This window comes from Bacteroides caccae (genome assembly GCF_002222615.2).
GTDB classification, from domain to species: Bacteria; Bacteroidota; Bacteroidia; order Bacteroidales; family Bacteroidaceae; genus Bacteroides; species Bacteroides caccae.
The window spans coordinates 93480-110528 of sequence record NZ_CP022412.2 but is presented as its reverse complement, the minus strand read 5'-3'; the positions used below and the strand labels follow the sequence as shown (position 1 = coordinate 110528).

Below are 17049 nucleotides of genomic sequence, written 5' to 3'. Positions count from 1 at the left end.
GTAAATCCGCTCCGATACTTTTGCAGCCGTAAATCAGGATTTATTTATTAATATAATTAAATGAAAACAATGTTTAAGGTAAAAGTTTGTTTGTTGATGCTGTTGTGCAGTGTGGCTGCTGCAATGGCAAATCCCCCTGTGCCTGTTGAAAAGGTGAAAGGTACGATTAAAACGCCGAACGGAGAACCCGTTATCGGAGCTACTATCATTGAGAAAGGAACAACTAATGGTACCATAACGGATGTCAATGGTAACTTCGTATTGAAGATTATGAACAAGATAGGCGAACTGGAGGCTGCTTGTGTAGGGTTCAAAAAGGTTGTGTTTAAACCGGAAAAAGAGATTGTCAGTCTGATAATGGAAGAGGATACCAAAGTGCTTGGGGAAGTCGTGGTTACTGCCCTGGGTATCACCCGCGAGGCTAAATCATTGGGATATTCGGTACAGAAGTTGGGAGGTGACGGAGTGGTGCAAGCGCACGAATCCAATTTTGTGAACGCGTTGAGCAACCGTATTGCAGGTGTGCAGATTACGAATTCTTCTGGTGGCATCGGAGCTTCTTCGAGTATTCAGATACGTGGTCAAAACTTCGTGGGCGGATACAACTATAACAACTCTCCTTTATTTGTGGTAGACGGTGTGCCTATTAGTAATAACAATGAGCAGTCTACTCGAAGTTTCACCGGACGCCAGGACTACAATAATCCTAATTTTACATCAGGTGAAGCTGAAGTAGACTACGGAAACGCTGCCGGAGAGATAAATCAGGAAGATATTGAGAGTGTTTCTATTCTGAAAGGTCCGAACGCTTCGGCTCTTTACGGTGCACGTGCCGCTAACGGAGTGATTCTGATTACCACCAAAAGCGGGAAAGGGCAAAAAGGACTTGGAGTGACATATAGCTCTACCGTTTCTTTTGAGACTGCCCTTCGGCTTCCGGAATTTCAGAACAGTTTCGGCCAGGGGCTGGAAGGAAAATACGCTTATGTTGACGGTGCCGGAGGTGGTGTGAACGATAAGGACGTAGCCAACTGGGGCCCCGCAATGAACGGGCAGCTTATTACTCAGTTTGACTCTCCGTTGGATGATAACGGAAACCGGATTGCAATCCCTTTTGTGTCCGGAGGTAATCAATTGGAAGATTTCCTTCAGACGGGACATAATATCTCTAATACAATCACGCTGAGTAACTCGAACGATAAACTGAATTATCGCTTGACGTATACTAATAATCAGCAGAAGGGTATTGTCCCTAATACCGGGCTGGCGAAGAATACGATAGGTTTGTCTGCCGGATATCAGATCATTCCACAGTTGCGTGCCGATGTGACTATGAACTATGTACATACCAACAGCGACAACCGGGCAAGTACGGGAGCGAAGAACGCTGACAACATCATGGCTATCTTCTTGAAAATGCCGCGAAATGTCAGTCTGAATTCCTTGCAGCAGCAGTGGCGTGATGGAAAAGAAAATGTAGCCCAGAATACACCTATCGGTGATGAAACGTCTACAGGAATCAACAACCCTTATTTTGTGGTCTACAATAATCTCAACGGAAATACCCGCGATCGTGTCTACGGAAATCTTCGTTTGAAATATGATATTCTCAAGGGGCTGTCTTTACAAATCCGTTCGGGGCTTGATGTATATTCGGACAAGAGAACGATGCGTCATGCCGTAACTTCACAATCTTTCTTCAACGGTTATTATCAGGAAGATGACGTTTCTTTTATGGAAATAAACAATGACTTTCTGTTGAGTTACCGTCTGCCGGATGAGGCTGTAAGAAACTTCGGGTTCAGTATTTCTGCCGGAGGAAATATGATGAACCAGATATCCAAGCGACTGGGGGCCATTGCACCGGAACTGACTATTCCCGGGGTATACAACCTGACAAATAATGCTAAACCGATTCTTGCGGGTAATTCTCTTACACAGAAGAAGGTGAACAGTTTGTATGTAACGGCACAGTTCAGCTATTTGAACGGATTGTTTCTTGATCTGACAGGAAGAAACGATTGGTCAAGCGCGTTGCCCAAGAAAAATAATTCTTATTTCTATCCTTCGGCTTCTCTGAGTGCTGTGCTGACAGACTTGTTCGATATAAGGAGCAATATCCTGACATTTGCCAAAGTAAGAACAAGTACCTCTATGGTACGTCGGGATTTGGAACCTTATCAGACGGCTTCCAACTTTATCATTTCTCAAGGGTGGGGAGGTAACTCTACTGCAACTGCCAATAATAACTATCCAAACCCGGATATCAAACCGGAGAAAGTAGTATCCTACGAGTTTGGTGGTGATTTTCGCTTTTTCAATAGCCGCGTAGGGATCGATGTGGCTTACTATAAAAGTATTACTACTGATTTGATTATTCCGATCACGCTGAATCCGTCTGCCGGATATGATACGAAACTGATGAATGTTGGAAAGATGACTAATCAGGGAATAGAGTTAATGGTCAACGTGGTTCCTGTGCGTACCAAAGACCTTGAATGGAGCTTGAACTTCAACTTCTCCAAGAATAAGAACAAAGTAGTTGCTTTGGCGGAAGATAAAGGAATCTCACGTATTCGCCAAATTGAACGGTGGGCCTCTCTGGAATTACGTACTGAAAACACTAAGGGCGATGGTTCTTATGGTTCTCTTTACGGTGATTATCTGGTATACAAAGACGGACAACTGCAACTGAAAAACGGCCTGCCGGTAGAAGAAAACGGTGACTGGGGATATTTGGGAAATGTGAATCCTGATTGGACGGGTGGTCTTGGTACGGATTTCAAATATAAGAACTGGACGTTCAGTGCGCTTTTCGGATTTCAGCACGGAGGTTCTGTTTACTCACGTACTTATATTGAAGGGATGAGAAATGGTTCGTTGAAAGAATCTCTGGCATGGCGTGATGCTGACGGAGCCGGAATGATTGTAGCAGACGGTATCGATGTGGAAACGGGACAGAAGAATACAGTGGCTGTACCGGTGAGAAACTACGTGCAGGCGTACTATGACAACGATATGATTGCCACCTTCGACGCTTCTTACGTGAAGCTGCGTGAACTGAAAATCGGATATACCCTTCCAAAGAAATGGCTGAAGAATACTCCGTTGAAAAACGTCTCTGTATCAGCTTTCGGACGTAATCTCTTTATCTGGACGGATGTCCCCAACATTGATCCGGAAGTTGCTTCTTACGATGGGCAACTGAAAGGGATAGAAACAATGTCTTTACCTTCTACCAGAAGCTTTGGATTCAATCTTAACGTAACTCTCTAATAAACAACAGAAATCATGAAAAGAAATAAAATAACTTTGTTGCTTGCCGCATTTCTACTGGTGTGTGGTTGTAGTGACTTCGAAGAGATTAATGTCAACCCCAATAATCCCCCGACTGTTCCTGCCAATCTTCTTTTGCCGACTGTTATCAGTACTGCTGTTTCTTCAATGACGGGTAGTGGCAATGGAGCTGCCGGACAGTTTATCCAACACATTAACTATATCGGAGGAAGTAACGAAAGTTTCGGGCGTTTCAATATAACCGGGGCTTCTTTCCGCGAAGAATGGAATGCTCCGATGCGTAGTGTAAAGGATATTAATCAGATCCTTGATATTGCAGAGAAAAACAATCAGCCTCAGTATAAGGCATTGGGATTGATCTGTAAAGTATATGTTCTCTCATTGATGACGGATGCGTATGGTGATATTCCGTATAATGAAGCTGGAAAAGGAGATGTCAGCGGATTGGAATTTCCGCATTATCAGGAACAGAAGGAAGTGTATCGATTAATGCTTGCCGACCTTGAAACTGCAAATCAGCTATTGAAGTCATTAAAGGCTGACGCTACTATTAGTGACGATATTCTTTTTAATGGAGATGCAGTGAAATGGCGTAAATATGCAAATTCTTTAAAAGTACGTATCCTGATGCGCCAGTCGGCGAAGAAAGATGTGTCTGCCGATATAGCTGCGATCTTCAACAATGCACAGGAATATCCCGTCTTTACTTCTATTGACGACCAGGCAACACTGGTGTATAACAATACCGTTGATTTCTACAAGTGGTATATACAACCTAAAAACCTGCCTTCTGACGGATCGGGTGTTATATTCGGAGATAATTTCCGGGTAAGTGAAGCCATAGTAGATGCTCTGCAAACCAAGGATGATCCTCGTTTACCGGTTTATGTTGCTCCGACAAAGCATTCTTTTGAAGCACATCGGGCAAATGCTTCTGTACCTTTTGTCTATCGCGGGCAACCGGCGGGACTGAGTGCGGCAGAGCAGAATGAGATTGATAAGGATGATTATTCAGTATTGAGCAGTATGATCCGAAGCGAAAGCCGTGCTTTCGTGATGACTTTTGCTGAACTTCAGTTTCTGAAAGCGGAAGCGATTATCCGAGGTATGATAACAGGGAATGCAGCCGATGAATATGCCAAAGGTATCAGAGCTTCTATGCAGAAGTGGGCTGCTATTTCTTCTGATGACGTGGACGTCTATCTGGCACGTCCGGATGTGGCATTGAATACAGCTCAGAATGAAGCATTGAAACAAATAGGTACACAGGCATGGATTGATAGTTTTCTGAATGGTTTTGAGGCATTCGCAAATTGGCGGCGTACCGGGTATCCGGAGTTGAAGGTCGGTACATCGGTATCAAGTGCTATTCCCGTGCGCTATATCTATTCGGATAACGAGCAGAACAACCCGAATCTGATTTCATGGACAAATGAGAAAATCGGACGCATGGTGAATGAAACAGATATGGTATGGTTTCAACCTCAGAAATGGAATACAAATGTTAATCGATAAATGATAGATAGAATGAAAAAGTTATATAGTATCGTAGGAATGTGGATCGTGTCGGCCTTTTGTTTATTGTCGGCTCAATCACGTGTTTATTCTTCAGTCGAGAATGTACATTCTCATAATGATTATTTGCAGAATGTACCTTTTTATACTGCATACTCCGCACGGTGTGCTTCTATCGAAGCTGATGTGTTTCTGGTAGACGGAGAGTTGTATGTGGCTCATAAAGAGAATGAAATTAATAAAGCCCGTAAACTCCGGAATCTTTATTTGAATCCGATCAGGGAACAATTTGAAATGAATGGCGGCTCCGGTTACCCGAACGGAAAGAGCTTCCAGCTACTGATTGACTTGAAAACAGATTATAAGGAAACAATGAAGGTGTTGGAACAGCAACTATTGGAATATCGGGATTGTTTTGATGTAAAGAAGAATCCTTTGGCAGTCCGGGTGGTTGTCAGTGGCTTTCTCCCTTCACCGGAAGAATTTTCCAATTACGCAGATTTTATTTTCTTCGACGGAAGACCCCGATTCATCTATACGCCGGAACAGAGCCTGCGTATACCTATGATGAGTACTTCTTTCCGGACATTGACTCAATGGAACGGATTGGGAAGAATGGTAGAAACCGATTACAACAAGGTAAAAGCGTTTATAGATAAAGCTCATGCCGAAGGGAAAGCGGCACGTTTCTGGGGGTGTCCCGATACCAAAACGGCTTGGAATACTTTTATGAAACTAGGATTGGACTATCTGAATACCGACCATCCTGCTTTGCTGGATGATTTCCTGAAACGTTATCCGAAGAACTTTTATACCAGCAAGGGAAAGTTTCATGAGATTTATCAACCCACCTATAAAAATGACGGAAGCAAGAAAATGCCTAAGAATGTCATTGTGCTTATCTCCGACGGCGGTGCGGGGCAAGGGCAGATGTGGGCTGCGGCTACGGCTAATGGCGGCAAGCTGAATCTGATGCAAATGAAGAATATCGGACTGTTGAAAACGAATCCGACAAATGACTATACGACTGATTCGGCTGGAGCTGGAACTGCATTGGCTACCGGGCAGAAAACCCGTAACCGCCGTATCGGTACCGACTCTCTGGGTAATAAAATACAAAACATAACGGAAGCTTTGGCCGCAAAAGGAGTTCAGACAGGAATCATCAGTAATGACGGAATCACGGGAGCTACTCCTTCCGCTTACTATGCTCATCAACCGGAACGGGACATGGGGCAAGAGATAGCGGAAGATTTGCTTACTTCGCCTGCAGATCTGGTGATAGCCGCACCGGTGGAGGCTTTTGCAGCAAACGATAGTCTGTTGACGAAGCAATTGCGGGAGAAGAATATAGCAGTCTGTAACCAATTGCCCCAGCTGAGTCAGGTTCCTTTAAACCAGCGTGTTATCTGTTTGCAAGGAGATGACTATGGAAAGAATTTTCGGGTGATAGAAGAATCTTTCAATACAGTGATAACCCGTCTTTCGGCAGGTAAGAAAGGTTTCTTCACCATGATAGAAGGAGCAAAAGTTGATAAAGGCGGCCACGCTAATGATTTGTATACAGTGGTGGACGAATATCTGTCTTTTGACCGCTTGGTGGGGAAAGCTCTCGAATATGCCGATCAAAACGGAGAAACATTAATACTTGTACTCTCTGATCATGAGACGGGAGGATTGACTTTATTGGACGGTGATTATAAAACCGGAACTGTAACTGGGAATTTCTTTACGAATGACCATACAGGGATTCCAACGCTTTTATATGCTTATGGCCCCTGTTCACAGTATTTCTGCGGTTTTGCTGAAAACTCATCCTTATTTGATAAAATTCTGGGTTTCTATAAGTAATAGATACTGTCGATTCTGATAATATGGATAATATCCCCGAATGTATCTTTTTGCATTGCCGAAAAGTACATTCGGGGATGTTTTTTAGTACATAATTTAATATGCAAGAACTGTTAAATTATCCATTATTTTAAGTTATTGCATAAATTATTCCTACATTCGCACCATATTAAATAATAGACGGACATGAAACAGAAGCTATTAACAGATATCGAGTTGGATGTTCATGAGTTGAAATACCTCATGGAGTCATTCTCAAAGGAGTCGACTCAGACTTTGTCTGAACTGTTGAAGCGGAGTATTACACGGATGCAGGGACATTTGGATGAACTCTTGCAGGATGTGGATACTGTTTGTGAAAGTTTGCCGCCTTCTCCTATCGTAGAAGAATATAAAGAATCAGACACTTTTGTAGCGGAACCGGAACCTCCTGTTGTGGAAGAAACAATTGAGGAGGAAGAGGAAGAACCTGTTGCTGATGAATCAGTGACAGAGGAGTCTGTATTTATTGAGGATGAGGTGAGTAAACCGACCGTATTGGGAGAAAGTATCAAACTGTCCGCCGGAGGGTTACGTCAATCTATCAGTCTGAATGATTCATTCCGTTTCTCACGCGAGTTGTTTGGTGGAGATACAGACTTGATGAATCGTGTGATCGAACAAATATCAGTCATGAGCTCCTACAAGACTGCTGTTGCATTTCTTTCCTCGAAAGCCGATATGAACGAAGAAAATGAAGCAGCAATTGATTTTCTGGAGTTGTTAAAGAAGTATTTTAACCAATCAGCGTAATAAAAAATATATGGGAAAGTTGTATGTAGTACCTACGCCGGTAGGAAATCTGGAGGACATGACCTTTCGGGCTATCAAAGTTCTGAAAGAGGTCGACTTGATTCTGGCAGAGGACACGCGCACTTCCGGTATCTTGCTGAAACACTTTGAAATAAAGAACGCAATGCAGTCCCACCACAAATTTAATGAACATAAAACGGTGGAAAGTGTTGTTAATAGAATAAAGGCAGGTGAAACAGTTGCGTTAATTTCGGATGCTGGAACGCCCGGAATTTCCGATCCCGGATTTCTTGTCGTTCGTGAATGTGTACGTAACGGTATCGAAGTAGAGTGCTTGCCGGGGGCGACAGCCTTTGTTCCGGCACTTGTAGCTTCGGGATTGCCGAATGAAAAGTTTTGCTTCGAGGGGTTTCTGCCTCAGAAGAAAGGACGGCAGACACGATTGAAGGCATTGGCAGAAGAACATCGTACAATGGTGTTTTATGAATCGCCTCACCGATTGTTGAAGACATTAACTCAGTTTGCCGAGTATTTCGGAGCTGAACGTCAGGTAACCGTGTCGCGTGAAATATCCAAGCTCCATGAGGAGACGGTTCGCGGCAGTCTGGCGGAATTGATAGAACACTTTACCGCTACCGAACCGCGGGGCGAGATTGTGATAGTATTAGCAGGAATAGACGATTAAAATAACTTCATTTAAAAACGTAAAACGTAAACGTATGAAAAAGTTAGCAGTTTTATTTGTATGCGCAGCCATGTTGGCTTCGTGTGATGGCTTTAAAGGTGGAAGTAAGGACCTGAAAGCTGAAAATGACTCTCTGTTGATGGAACTGAACCAGCGCAATGCTGAACTGGATGATATGATGGGAACTTTCAATGAAGTTCAGGAAGGTTTCCGTAAGATCAATGCTGCCGAAAGTCGTGTAGACTTGCAGCGCGGTACTATTACCGAAAATTCTGCTAGTGCCAAACAACAAATCGCTTCTGATATTGAATTCATCTCCAAGCAGATGGAGGAAAACAAAGCTCAGATTGCTAAATTGCAGGCTCAGTTGAAAAATAGCAGTTATAATTCTGCTCAGATGAAAAAGGCGGTTGCCGCTCTGACTGCTGAATTGAATGCTAAACAACAACGTATCGAAGAACTTCAAACCGAACTGGCTTCCAAGAATATCCGTATTCAGGAACTGGATGCTGCTGTAAGCGATCTATCTGCTGCCAAAGAAACGCTGGTTGCCGAAAACGAAGCGAAAGCTAAGACAGTTGCCGAACAGGATAAGAGCCTGAATGCTGCATGGTTTGTATTCGGAACAAAATCCGAACTGAAAGCCCAGAAAATTCTTCAAAGTGGTGATGTGCTGAAAAGCGCTGATTTCAACAAGGATTATTTCACTCAGATTGATATCCGTACAACAAAAGAAATCAAGTTGTACTCTAAACGTGCTGAGTTGTTGACTACTCATCCTGCCGGTTCTTACGAATTGGTGAAAGATGACAAAGGTCAGTTGACTTTGAAGATTACGAATCCTACTGAATTCTGGAGTATATCCAGATACTTGGTTATTCAGGTAAAATAAGGTAGACACCTCTTTTGAATTGCCAATGTGCTGATTCCTGAATGCAAGAAATTAGCACATTGGCTTTTTGTTTCTTATATATACCCCCGTAACTGTTGATGAAATATAGAAATCTTTTTTTTGATCTTGACGACACTATCTGGGCTTTTTCCCGTAATGCTCGCGATACTTTTGAAGAAGTCTATCGGAAATATTCATTCGAACGTTATTTTGATTCGTTCGATCATTATTATACGATTTATCAGCAACGGAATACCGAACTCTGGATTGAATATGGTGAGGGGAAGATAACGAAGGATGAACTGAACCGGCAACGTTTTTCTTATCCTTTGCAGGCGGTAGGAGTGGAGGATGAGACCTTGGCTGAAAAGTTCTCGGAAGATTTCTTCGCAATTATTCCTACCAAAAGCGGTTTGATGCCTTATGCGAAAGAGGTGTTGGAGTATCTGGTTCCGAAATATAATCTTTATATACTGTCCAACGGTTTTCGGGAATTACAATCACGTAAAATGCGTTCAGCAGGCGTAGACATCTACTTTAAAAAGGTTATCCTTTCCGAAGATCTCGGGGTACTGAAGCCGTGGCCTGAAATATTCAACTTTGCTCTTTCCGCCACTCAGTCCGAACTGCGCGAATCATTGATGATTGGTGACAGTTGGGAAGCGGATATAACCGGGGCACATGGAATAGGGATGCACCAGGCTTTTTACAATGTAACCGGTCGTACCTCATTTCCTTTTCAGCCTACTTATCACATTTATTCTTTGAAAGATTTGATAGATTTATTATAGATTTTATGGATTAAGTCGTATTTTTGTCGTGTTTAATAAATGCATAAAAATGCGATACTGCCATGGATAGTACACTTCTCCCGTTTGCCTTGCTTTGTTTCACTTCGTTCTTTACGTTGACCAATCCTTTGGGGACAATGCCCGTCTTTCTTACAATGACTCATGGAATGACGGATAAGGAACGTCAGTCTATCGTGCAACGTGCCACCATTGTGTCGTTTGTCACATTAATGGTTTTTGTTTTTGCCGGTCAGTTTCTTTTTAAGTTTTTCGGGATCTCTACTGATGGATTTCGTATTGCCGGTGGGGTGATTATCTTCAAAATCGGTTTTGATATGCTTCAAGCCCGCTACACGCCGATGAAGTTGAAGGATGAAGAAATAAAAACTTATGCTGATGATATTTCAATTACTCCTCTCGGGATACCAATGTTGTGTGGTCCCGGAGCGATAGCGAATGCTATTGTTTTGATGCAGGATGCTCACAACTTCGAAATGAAAGGGATTTTGATAGGAACTATCGGACTGATTTATCTGCTGACTTTCTTTATTCTCCGTGCTTCCACGAAATTGGTGAGTGTCTTGGGAGAGACGGGGAATAATGTAATGATGCGTCTTATGGGATTGATCTTAATGGTGATCGCAGTAGAATGTTTCGTCAGTGGGTTGAAACCGATATTGGTGGATATAGTGAGAGAAGGGATGGTTGGTGTCTTAAAATAAGAATAGTGAAAAACCGGGTAGTGGAAAAGTTACTCACTACCCGATTTTTTGTTGTTTGCAGATGAATGAATTATCTGTTACCGCCTGCCCACCAGACTTTTTCGTTATAAACATACTGTCCATTTCCATAAGCAGCTTTCACTTCTGCGTTTGTCGTTGTGTCACTATTGCCATATGGACAACGTAAGGGGAAAGGCTTGGTATTCTGTAATTGAATGAAACTTTCAGTAGGTGCTGTCATTCTACGGAGGTCATTATAAGATTCTGTAGCTTCTCCGGAAGCTCCCCATAGTGCAAAATATTTTTGTATCATGGTAGTTTTCAGAGGCTCATTCGTATATGTAGCTTCTACAGTGTTGTCAAAATAGCTATTCGCTTCTTCTTCCGTGATAGCGCTAGCTGGGTTTAGTAATGTGTTTCCCAATTCTTTTCTGGAAATACTAAAACTGTTCTCTGCATTTAGCAATCCGGCTACCACAGCCTCTTTCAAGGCGCTTTTTGCATCACGTCCCAATCGGCATAAAGCTTCTGCTTCTAAGAACTTTAACTCATGGAAGCTCATTAAAAGAGTAGGGGCTGTTGCTGAATACATAAACAGAGATGTACCATATTTGCTGGTTCCTTGTTCCGGTGTTCCGCTAGGTGCATATACATCAGTATCAGGAGTCCCCGGAGCTTGTGCTTTTCCTTCTTTCTCTTTGTCTAGTTTTGTAATGAATGCCCTGGACAGACGTGGGTCATTATATTCAGCTAGTTTGCTTCTCATGCTTTCGCTTGCTCCCAATGCTGCACGTGCTTTGAAGAAACCATAAAGTGGATTTATGTTATTGACATCATATACACTGAATGCTGCCTGTTCTTCTGTGTTTTTAAAAGACTTGCTTACATACTCCAACACTTTCTCCATATCAGCGTCTTTATTAGTTGACCTTTGAAGTAGGTGCATCGTATAGCGTGCTTTCAGGGCATATGCAAATTTGAGCCATTTTTCTGCATCTCCTTGGTAAAGTAAATCTTGACTGGATGGATCTATTAAATCCTCTTGTTGTAAGTCTGCAATAGCGTCATCCAGATATTGCATTGCTTGTTTATAAATATCCTCTTGTTTATCCATTTTGGGATTTAGATAAACGGGGGAACCATTTTCGTCAACTAAGGCAGCTTGGCTGCACGGAGCATCGCCAAACATATCTGCTATTAATGCACAGTTGTAGGCTGCTAATACTTCGGCCATGCCTTTGGTTGTATAATTGCCGTAATCTATCCCTCCATCACTACATTGGTTAATTATGATACGGGCGGATTTTAATGTTGAGTACAGGTTGTTCCATGTATTATTGAAAGTGGAAGATGATGTCGGTTCACTTTCTCTGGTTTCTGCATAATACAATTGATTGTCAACACCTACTTCATATTCAATATATGAAGATAGATAAGTATTTAAGTCTCCTCCTGCATTTGAAAACGCGGTAGAGGTTATTACATCAGTTAGGATAAATCTTCCAGCCACGCTTTGTGTGTGTCCATGATCTTTATTTATTCTATCCATTGCATCTTCCGAACATCCGGAAAGGACAACTGATAAAACGCCAACGGCAAAAAATCCTTTAATTATAGTATATGTTTTCATCTTTCTTTTTAGCTAATTAGAATTTTACATTAAATCCGAAGCCATAACTGGCCGTTCCGGGTAAAGAGAAACGTTCGAATGCGCCTCCCATATTGTCATTGCCTTGTGAAGCCTCTGGGTCGAATCCTTTAAATTCTGACCAAACTAATATGTTACGTGCAAAGACATTTACGTTTACGTTTAGCCATTTTTTGGAGAGGACCGGATAGCTTATGGATAATTCACGTAACTTAATATAAGAGTTGTCATAAATATAAGACTCGTCAATAGACCTTCTTCTTGTGAAATAGGATTGAGCATCAGATACCTTTATGTCATTAGGAGCATAAATCGGATTTCCATTGGTATCTTTACCCGTTTCTTTAACTGAGTTTTCTACAATAAAATCAGTTTTACGCATATCTCCAGATAATTTACTCACACCGTAATAGTTCATCTCGCCAGCGGTACCGGAATACATTTGACCGCCTTGTTTCCAATCAAATACAGCTGAAATGCGGAACTTGTATAATTCAATATTAGTATTGAACCCCAGGCGGAAATCGGGAGATACAGTTCCGATGACCGCATCTTCTCCTTGCATGGGGAGCCCGTTTTGATCTACAACTATCTTACCTTCATTATTGCGCATATAGCTTTTTCCATAGATTACAGGGAATTTGTCACCAATTCCGGCACGTACTTGTGGAGTAACAAAACCTCCTAACATAATGCTTTCTACTCCTGGAGCCAGTTCATCAACATAATTGTCGATTTTGGAGAAGTTGAAGGCAAAATCAAGTTTAAAGTTCTTTGTATCTACCGGAGAAATGCCCAAGGTCACTTCATGAGTATTAGTATGTATCTTACCTCCGTTCATTATCATACTTGAGGCTCCGGTTGAACCGGCTAAAGGAACTTCAAATATCTGATCCTTTACATTCTGACGTGAGTAAGTATAATTCAATGTGACCAATCCGTTGAAGAAAGTAAGATCAGCTCCTATCTCGTATGATTTTGTATTCTGTGGCTTTAAGTTGGGATCATATACTTTATAGTATGGTACATAAGCCATTGCTCCGGCTATTGGGTATACAATAGGATTCCCCATATAGAAACCGCCACCATAAGCGGGAGTGTAGTAATAGCTTTGAGTATAATCTCCTGCCATACCTACTTCTGCGTAGGAGGCACGTATTTTACCGAAAGTTAATATATTGTTCTTTAACGGTGCCAATTCTGTAAAAATGAATCCTAATGAGACTGATGGATAAGTGAAAGAACGATTGTTACGAGGCATACTTGAAACGATGTCATTACGTATACTTCCACTTAAGTAGAGCATATTTTTCCATGCAACTGATACATTTGCAAAATTACCTACGGTTCGTTTTTTATTGTATTGACTTTCATTGGAAAATACAGAAGCATTATTTAAGTGATTCCAGCCCGGAAAGTTGAAATTCATGCTATACGCATATTCGTATTTTGTCTTTTTATCAACAAATTCATTACCGATTAAAGCGTCTAATGCCCATTCATCATTAATATTCCATGTGTAAGAGGCAGTCAGTAATGAGTTTAGCTCATTAACAGTATAGTGATATTCCGAATCTTCACCTGTAGCGGCCCAAGTGCTTCCATATCCATAAATTTCAGAATAGTTAGTTGTATAAGCATCGTCACCTATTTGATACTTAATATCCAGTTTATGGTTGTCGGTCCCGAATTTAGTGGAGTATTTCACAAAGGCATTTCCAAAGAAGCGTTGTGAACGTTCTGAAAATTGATTATTATCGACAGCCCAGTAAGCATCGTCAATCCAATCACTACGATAGGTATTTTGAGTATATAGGTCACCTTCTATATGGGAAGGAATGCCTGCCATATTATAACTAACAGGAGCATTGTAAACAGTAGCAACTACACTTGTGTTGGCAGTAGATTGTTTTGTGATCTTTGAAGTCACAAAATTCCCATTAAATCCGGTAGTCCAGTTGGGGTGCAGTTGTGCTTCTGCTGATAATTTTACATTGTATCTATCCATACCTGTTGAGGGAACAATACCATTGGTAGTGGTATTACCCATAGAGAAAGAGTAGTTCCCTTTATCAAATTTTTGGGCTACATTCACATTGTTGCTCCACGATACACCAGTTTCGAAGAAGTCTTTCATGTTGTTATATGCTTTTGGAGTAGCCCAAGGGTCCATACCGGCTGCTGCAAGCTGAGGAACGTAATACCTGTCTGGTTGTTTACCATACTTATTGGTGTAACTATTATTAGTATTTCCACCATAGTTAGGATCATTAGGTAATTCTGAGATTCTAGGACCCCATGCAAAAGGTGATAAGGGATCAAATACTCCTTTAGAGCCTTGTGCGTATTCTTGTTGTAACTCTGGCAGGGTTGAGATCTTATCGAATGAAAGGTTGGTGCTAAAAGTGATGTTTGGTTTCCCTTTATTTGCTCCTTTACCACTTTTAGTAGTGATAACAATAACACCGTTCGAGGCCCTCATTCCATATAATGCAGAAGCAGCCTGTCCTTTCAGTATATTAATACTTTCGATGTCGTTAGGATCAATATCGACTGCACGATTAGCATAGTCTGTGCCATATGCTCCGTCAGTAAGAGATGTACTAACATCGGCAGTAGAAGCAATTGGCATACCGTCAATTACATATAAAGGGGTATTATCTCCTGTGAAAGAACGGGAACCGCGAATGGTTATTTTAGAAGAGGCTCCCGGCATACCCGATGAAGGAGTGATGTCAATACCTGATACTTTTCCTTGTAATGCACCTGCTAAATCCGTATTGGCCGCCCGTGTCAGTACATCTGATTTTACATCTTGTACAGCATATCCTAATGCTTTTTTCTCACGTGAAATACCCATTGCTGTCACAACTATCTCATCTAATTTTTGTGCATCAGCTTTCAGTATGACTTTTAAGGTCGGTTTAATAATGACTTCCTGAGTCTGCATTCCAATATACGAAATCTGCAAAGTCTTTGCAGAACTTGGTCGTTCGATATTGCTCTTATTATCAATAGAATATAACTATTTGCAAAACATAAGTATCTTGTCATTCTTCTTAATAAAAAACAACCTATATCTTTAATTTATAGCTTATTATTTATAGTAGCAATGATATAAAAACAGAAATTGTGCTACTAAATATCTACTTGAAAAAGAGATAAGTATTTAGTAAATAATCGTTTAGACTTTGAAAAGAACCCACTTTGACTTTGTTATTTTGTTCCACAACAATTTCCATTGAATGCAAATACTAGAATTACTTAATTGAGAATATTCCTCAGATGTTAATAAAAATAGGTTTTATTTATTCTATGTGGTATCTTATTTTATAAATTAAAATGATTTACTTCTTTCCGTACGGTTGTGGATTATTTTTAAGTTAGTAACTATCTACTTCTCGTACTTAATAAATCAATCTTTGTTATTGCATAATTTTATTCGTCTGACAGATGTTGTTTTTTCGTCTGACAACTGTTAGACGAAAGAGAAACAACTGTCAGACGAAAGTTTAACAGTTGTTAGACGAATAAAGCTATGCATAACGAGTACTAACTAATAGTATCCGGAGAGCTTAATCCTGGAAGATTTAGGATTAGTTTCCTTTATGTTTGCCACCGGCTTTTGAGTAGATTGCTTTTTCAAGATCCCGTACAAGAGTTATATCCATAATATTCGCATATACCTGAGTCGTTTTTACACTTTTATGTCCTAACAACTTTTGTACAGTAGTGATATTAGCACCACTATATATTAATAAGGTAGCATTTGTATGGCGGGCGGTATGAAATGATATACGTTTATCAATTTCTGCCAGTTTCCCTAATATATTCAGTTCCTTATTAATATTCGAATTATCTTTCAATTTGAAAAAACGATTAAGATCATCCTTATAGCGCTGCAATATATGAATACCTTTCCCTTCAAACAATAGATATAATGGTAGACGTACCTCAATACCAGTTTTGACTGATTTGTAAATAAGCCACGTTTCCTGTTGAAACTCAACAATATTTGCAGATGTCAAATTGGTAAAGTCGGAGTATCGTAATCCGGCGTAACAGCAAAATAAAAAGGAATCTTTTGTCTTTTGCAATTTAGCATATTTTCCTCCTAGCTGTAAATCCTCCAATTTATGCAATTCTTCCGGTGATAGATGACTATGTCTGCCTTCTACACTTTTTATTTTATATTTTCTGAATGCATATTTCTGCACGTCCATATAATCCTTATTTATAGCGACGTTAACATAACGTTTCAAATGTTTCATATGTTTGGCAATCGTATTCAGGTGATATCCCTTGGATTGCAGATAATTGTCAAATGAAGACACAAATTCAAATGTCAGGTCCGTGAACTGTACTTCCTTCTTAAATTCTTGGAGTAGCTCCAGAGTAGACAGGTGATTCTGTCTGGTGCTTTCTTTCAAAGAAGAATTAGCGACTTCTTCTCTGAAGAAAGTTAAGAACGATCTACCGTTGCTTACAGGTTTATCGATGGAATCCTTTAATAACTCCAAAGAAATACTCTTCCCCTGTTGCCATAATCCAAGTTCTATTTGTTCAATAGCCGCAATGTGCTCGTATAACATACGATTCAATACGTCTGCATTAGGATGTCCCTTTACCATTCTACGTTTCGTATCCCACTGTTCAGGTTTAAGGTATATCTTAGTAGAGAAATATATTTTTCTTCTATTTAAATAAGCTTCTACCTGTACTAATGCCATTCCCTTTTTATTCAATCTTTTTTTTCTGTTAAACACAAGGTTGTAACTAATCTTTTCCATACTTCAGTTTTTTAATTAATAATAGAACAAATTAGACGTAGTTCTGTGCTACGCCAGGGTTGAATA

The 17049-nt window shown here is 40.7% G+C and carries 11 protein-coding genes; 8 read left to right on the top strand and 3 right to left on the bottom strand.

The features are described from left to right. Window positions 1-60 precede the first annotated feature (60 nt). From CGC64_RS00470 to CGC64_RS00435, 8 genes are all read left to right on the top strand, one after another. Window positions 61-3276: a SusC/RagA family TonB-linked outer membrane protein gene (locus CGC64_RS00470; protein ID WP_005678628.1), complete on the top strand. Its 3216-nt coding sequence runs from the start codon at window positions 61-63 to the stop codon at window positions 3274-3276. Between the two features lie 15 nt (window positions 3277-3291). Beyond that, window positions 3292-4812, top strand: coding sequence for a SusD/RagB family nutrient-binding outer membrane lipoprotein (locus CGC64_RS00465; protein ID WP_005678629.1), 1521 nt, complete (start codon window positions 3292-3294; stop codon window positions 4810-4812). 12 nt (window positions 4813-4824) lie between these two features. Beyond that, window positions 4825-6663 (top strand): alkaline phosphatase, encoded by a 1839-nt coding sequence (locus CGC64_RS00460; protein ID WP_005682612.1) that lies wholly within the window; start codon window positions 4825-4827, stop codon window positions 6661-6663. A gap of 186 nt (window positions 6664-6849) precedes the next feature. Further along, window positions 6850-7455, top strand: coding sequence for a hypothetical protein (locus CGC64_RS00455; protein ID WP_005678631.1), 606 nt, complete (start codon window positions 6850-6852; stop codon window positions 7453-7455). 10 nt (window positions 7456-7465) lie between these two features. Then, window positions 7466-8140, top strand: coding sequence for a 16S rRNA (cytidine(1402)-2'-O)-methyltransferase (gene rsmI / locus CGC64_RS00450; RefSeq protein ID WP_005678632.1), 675 nt, complete (start codon window positions 7466-7468; stop codon window positions 8138-8140). A 34-nt stretch (window positions 8141-8174) separates the two neighbouring features. Beyond that, complete coding sequence (locus tag CGC64_RS00445) at window positions 8175-9032, top strand: Cbp1 family collagen-binding glycoprotein adhesin (RefSeq protein WP_005678633.1); 858 nt, start codon at window positions 8175-8177, stop codon at window positions 9030-9032. 98 nt (window positions 9033-9130) lie between these two features. Beyond that, the gene (locus CGC64_RS00440; RefSeq protein WP_005678634.1) at window positions 9131-9823 is read left to right on the top strand and encodes a YjjG family noncanonical pyrimidine nucleotidase; all 693 of its coding nucleotides are present in this window, start codon (window positions 9131-9133) and stop codon (window positions 9821-9823) included. A 62-nt stretch (window positions 9824-9885) separates the two neighbouring features. Beyond that, entirely contained in the window at window positions 9886-10545 is a 660-nt protein-coding gene (locus tag CGC64_RS00435; RefSeq protein ID WP_005682614.1) for a MarC family protein, read from the top strand. Window positions 10546-10615: 70 nt separating this feature from the next. Here the strand turns inward: CGC64_RS00435 and CGC64_RS00430 are convergent, their stop codons facing one another. The 3 genes from CGC64_RS00430 to CGC64_RS00420 form a co-directional block, all read right to left on the bottom strand. Continuing rightward, the gene (locus CGC64_RS00430; RefSeq protein WP_005678636.1) at window positions 10616-12175 is read right to left on the bottom strand and encodes a SusD/RagB family nutrient-binding outer membrane lipoprotein; all 1560 of its coding nucleotides are present in this window, start codon (window positions 12173-12175) and stop codon (window positions 10616-10618) included. Window positions 12176-12191: 16 nt separating this feature from the next. Beyond that, complete coding sequence (locus CGC64_RS00425) at window positions 12192-15209, bottom strand: SusC/RagA family TonB-linked outer membrane protein (RefSeq protein WP_227102846.1); 3018 nt, start codon at window positions 15207-15209, stop codon at window positions 12192-12194. Window positions 15210-15789: 580 nt separating this feature from the next. Next, the gene (locus tag CGC64_RS00420; protein WP_005678639.1) at window positions 15790-16983 is read right to left on the bottom strand and encodes a site-specific integrase; all 1194 of its coding nucleotides are present in this window, start codon (window positions 16981-16983) and stop codon (window positions 15790-15792) included. Between the last annotated feature and the right edge of the window lie 66 nt (window positions 16984-17049).

Coding starts and splice junctions, on each gene's coding strand:
- CGC64_RS00470 (WP_005678628.1), top strand. CDS start 61: ATGAAAACAATGTTTAAGGTAAAAGTTTGTTTGTTGATGCTGTTGTGC.
- CGC64_RS00465 (WP_005678629.1), top strand. CDS start 3,292: ATGAAAAGAAATAAAATAACTTTGTTGCTTGCCGCATTTCTACTGGTG.
- CGC64_RS00460 (WP_005682612.1), top strand. CDS start 4,825: ATGAAAAAGTTATATAGTATCGTAGGAATGTGGATCGTGTCGGCCTTT.
- CGC64_RS00455 (WP_005678631.1), top strand. CDS start 6,850: ATGAAACAGAAGCTATTAACAGATATCGAGTTGGATGTTCATGAGTTG.
- rsmI (WP_005678632.1), top strand. CDS start 7,466: ATGGGAAAGTTGTATGTAGTACCTACGCCGGTAGGAAATCTGGAGGAC.
- CGC64_RS00445 (WP_005678633.1), top strand. CDS start 8,175: ATGAAAAAGTTAGCAGTTTTATTTGTATGCGCAGCCATGTTGGCTTCG.
- CGC64_RS00440 (WP_005678634.1), top strand. CDS start 9,131: ATGAAATATAGAAATCTTTTTTTTGATCTTGACGACACTATCTGGGCT.
- CGC64_RS00435 (WP_005682614.1), top strand. CDS start 9,886: ATGGATAGTACACTTCTCCCGTTTGCCTTGCTTTGTTTCACTTCGTTC.
- CGC64_RS00430 (WP_005678636.1), bottom strand. CDS start 12,175: ATGAAAACATATACTATAATTAAAGGATTTTTTGCCGTTGGCGTTTTA.
- CGC64_RS00420 (WP_005678639.1), bottom strand. CDS start 16,983: ATGGAAAAGATTAGTTACAACCTTGTGTTTAACAGAAAAAAAAGATTG.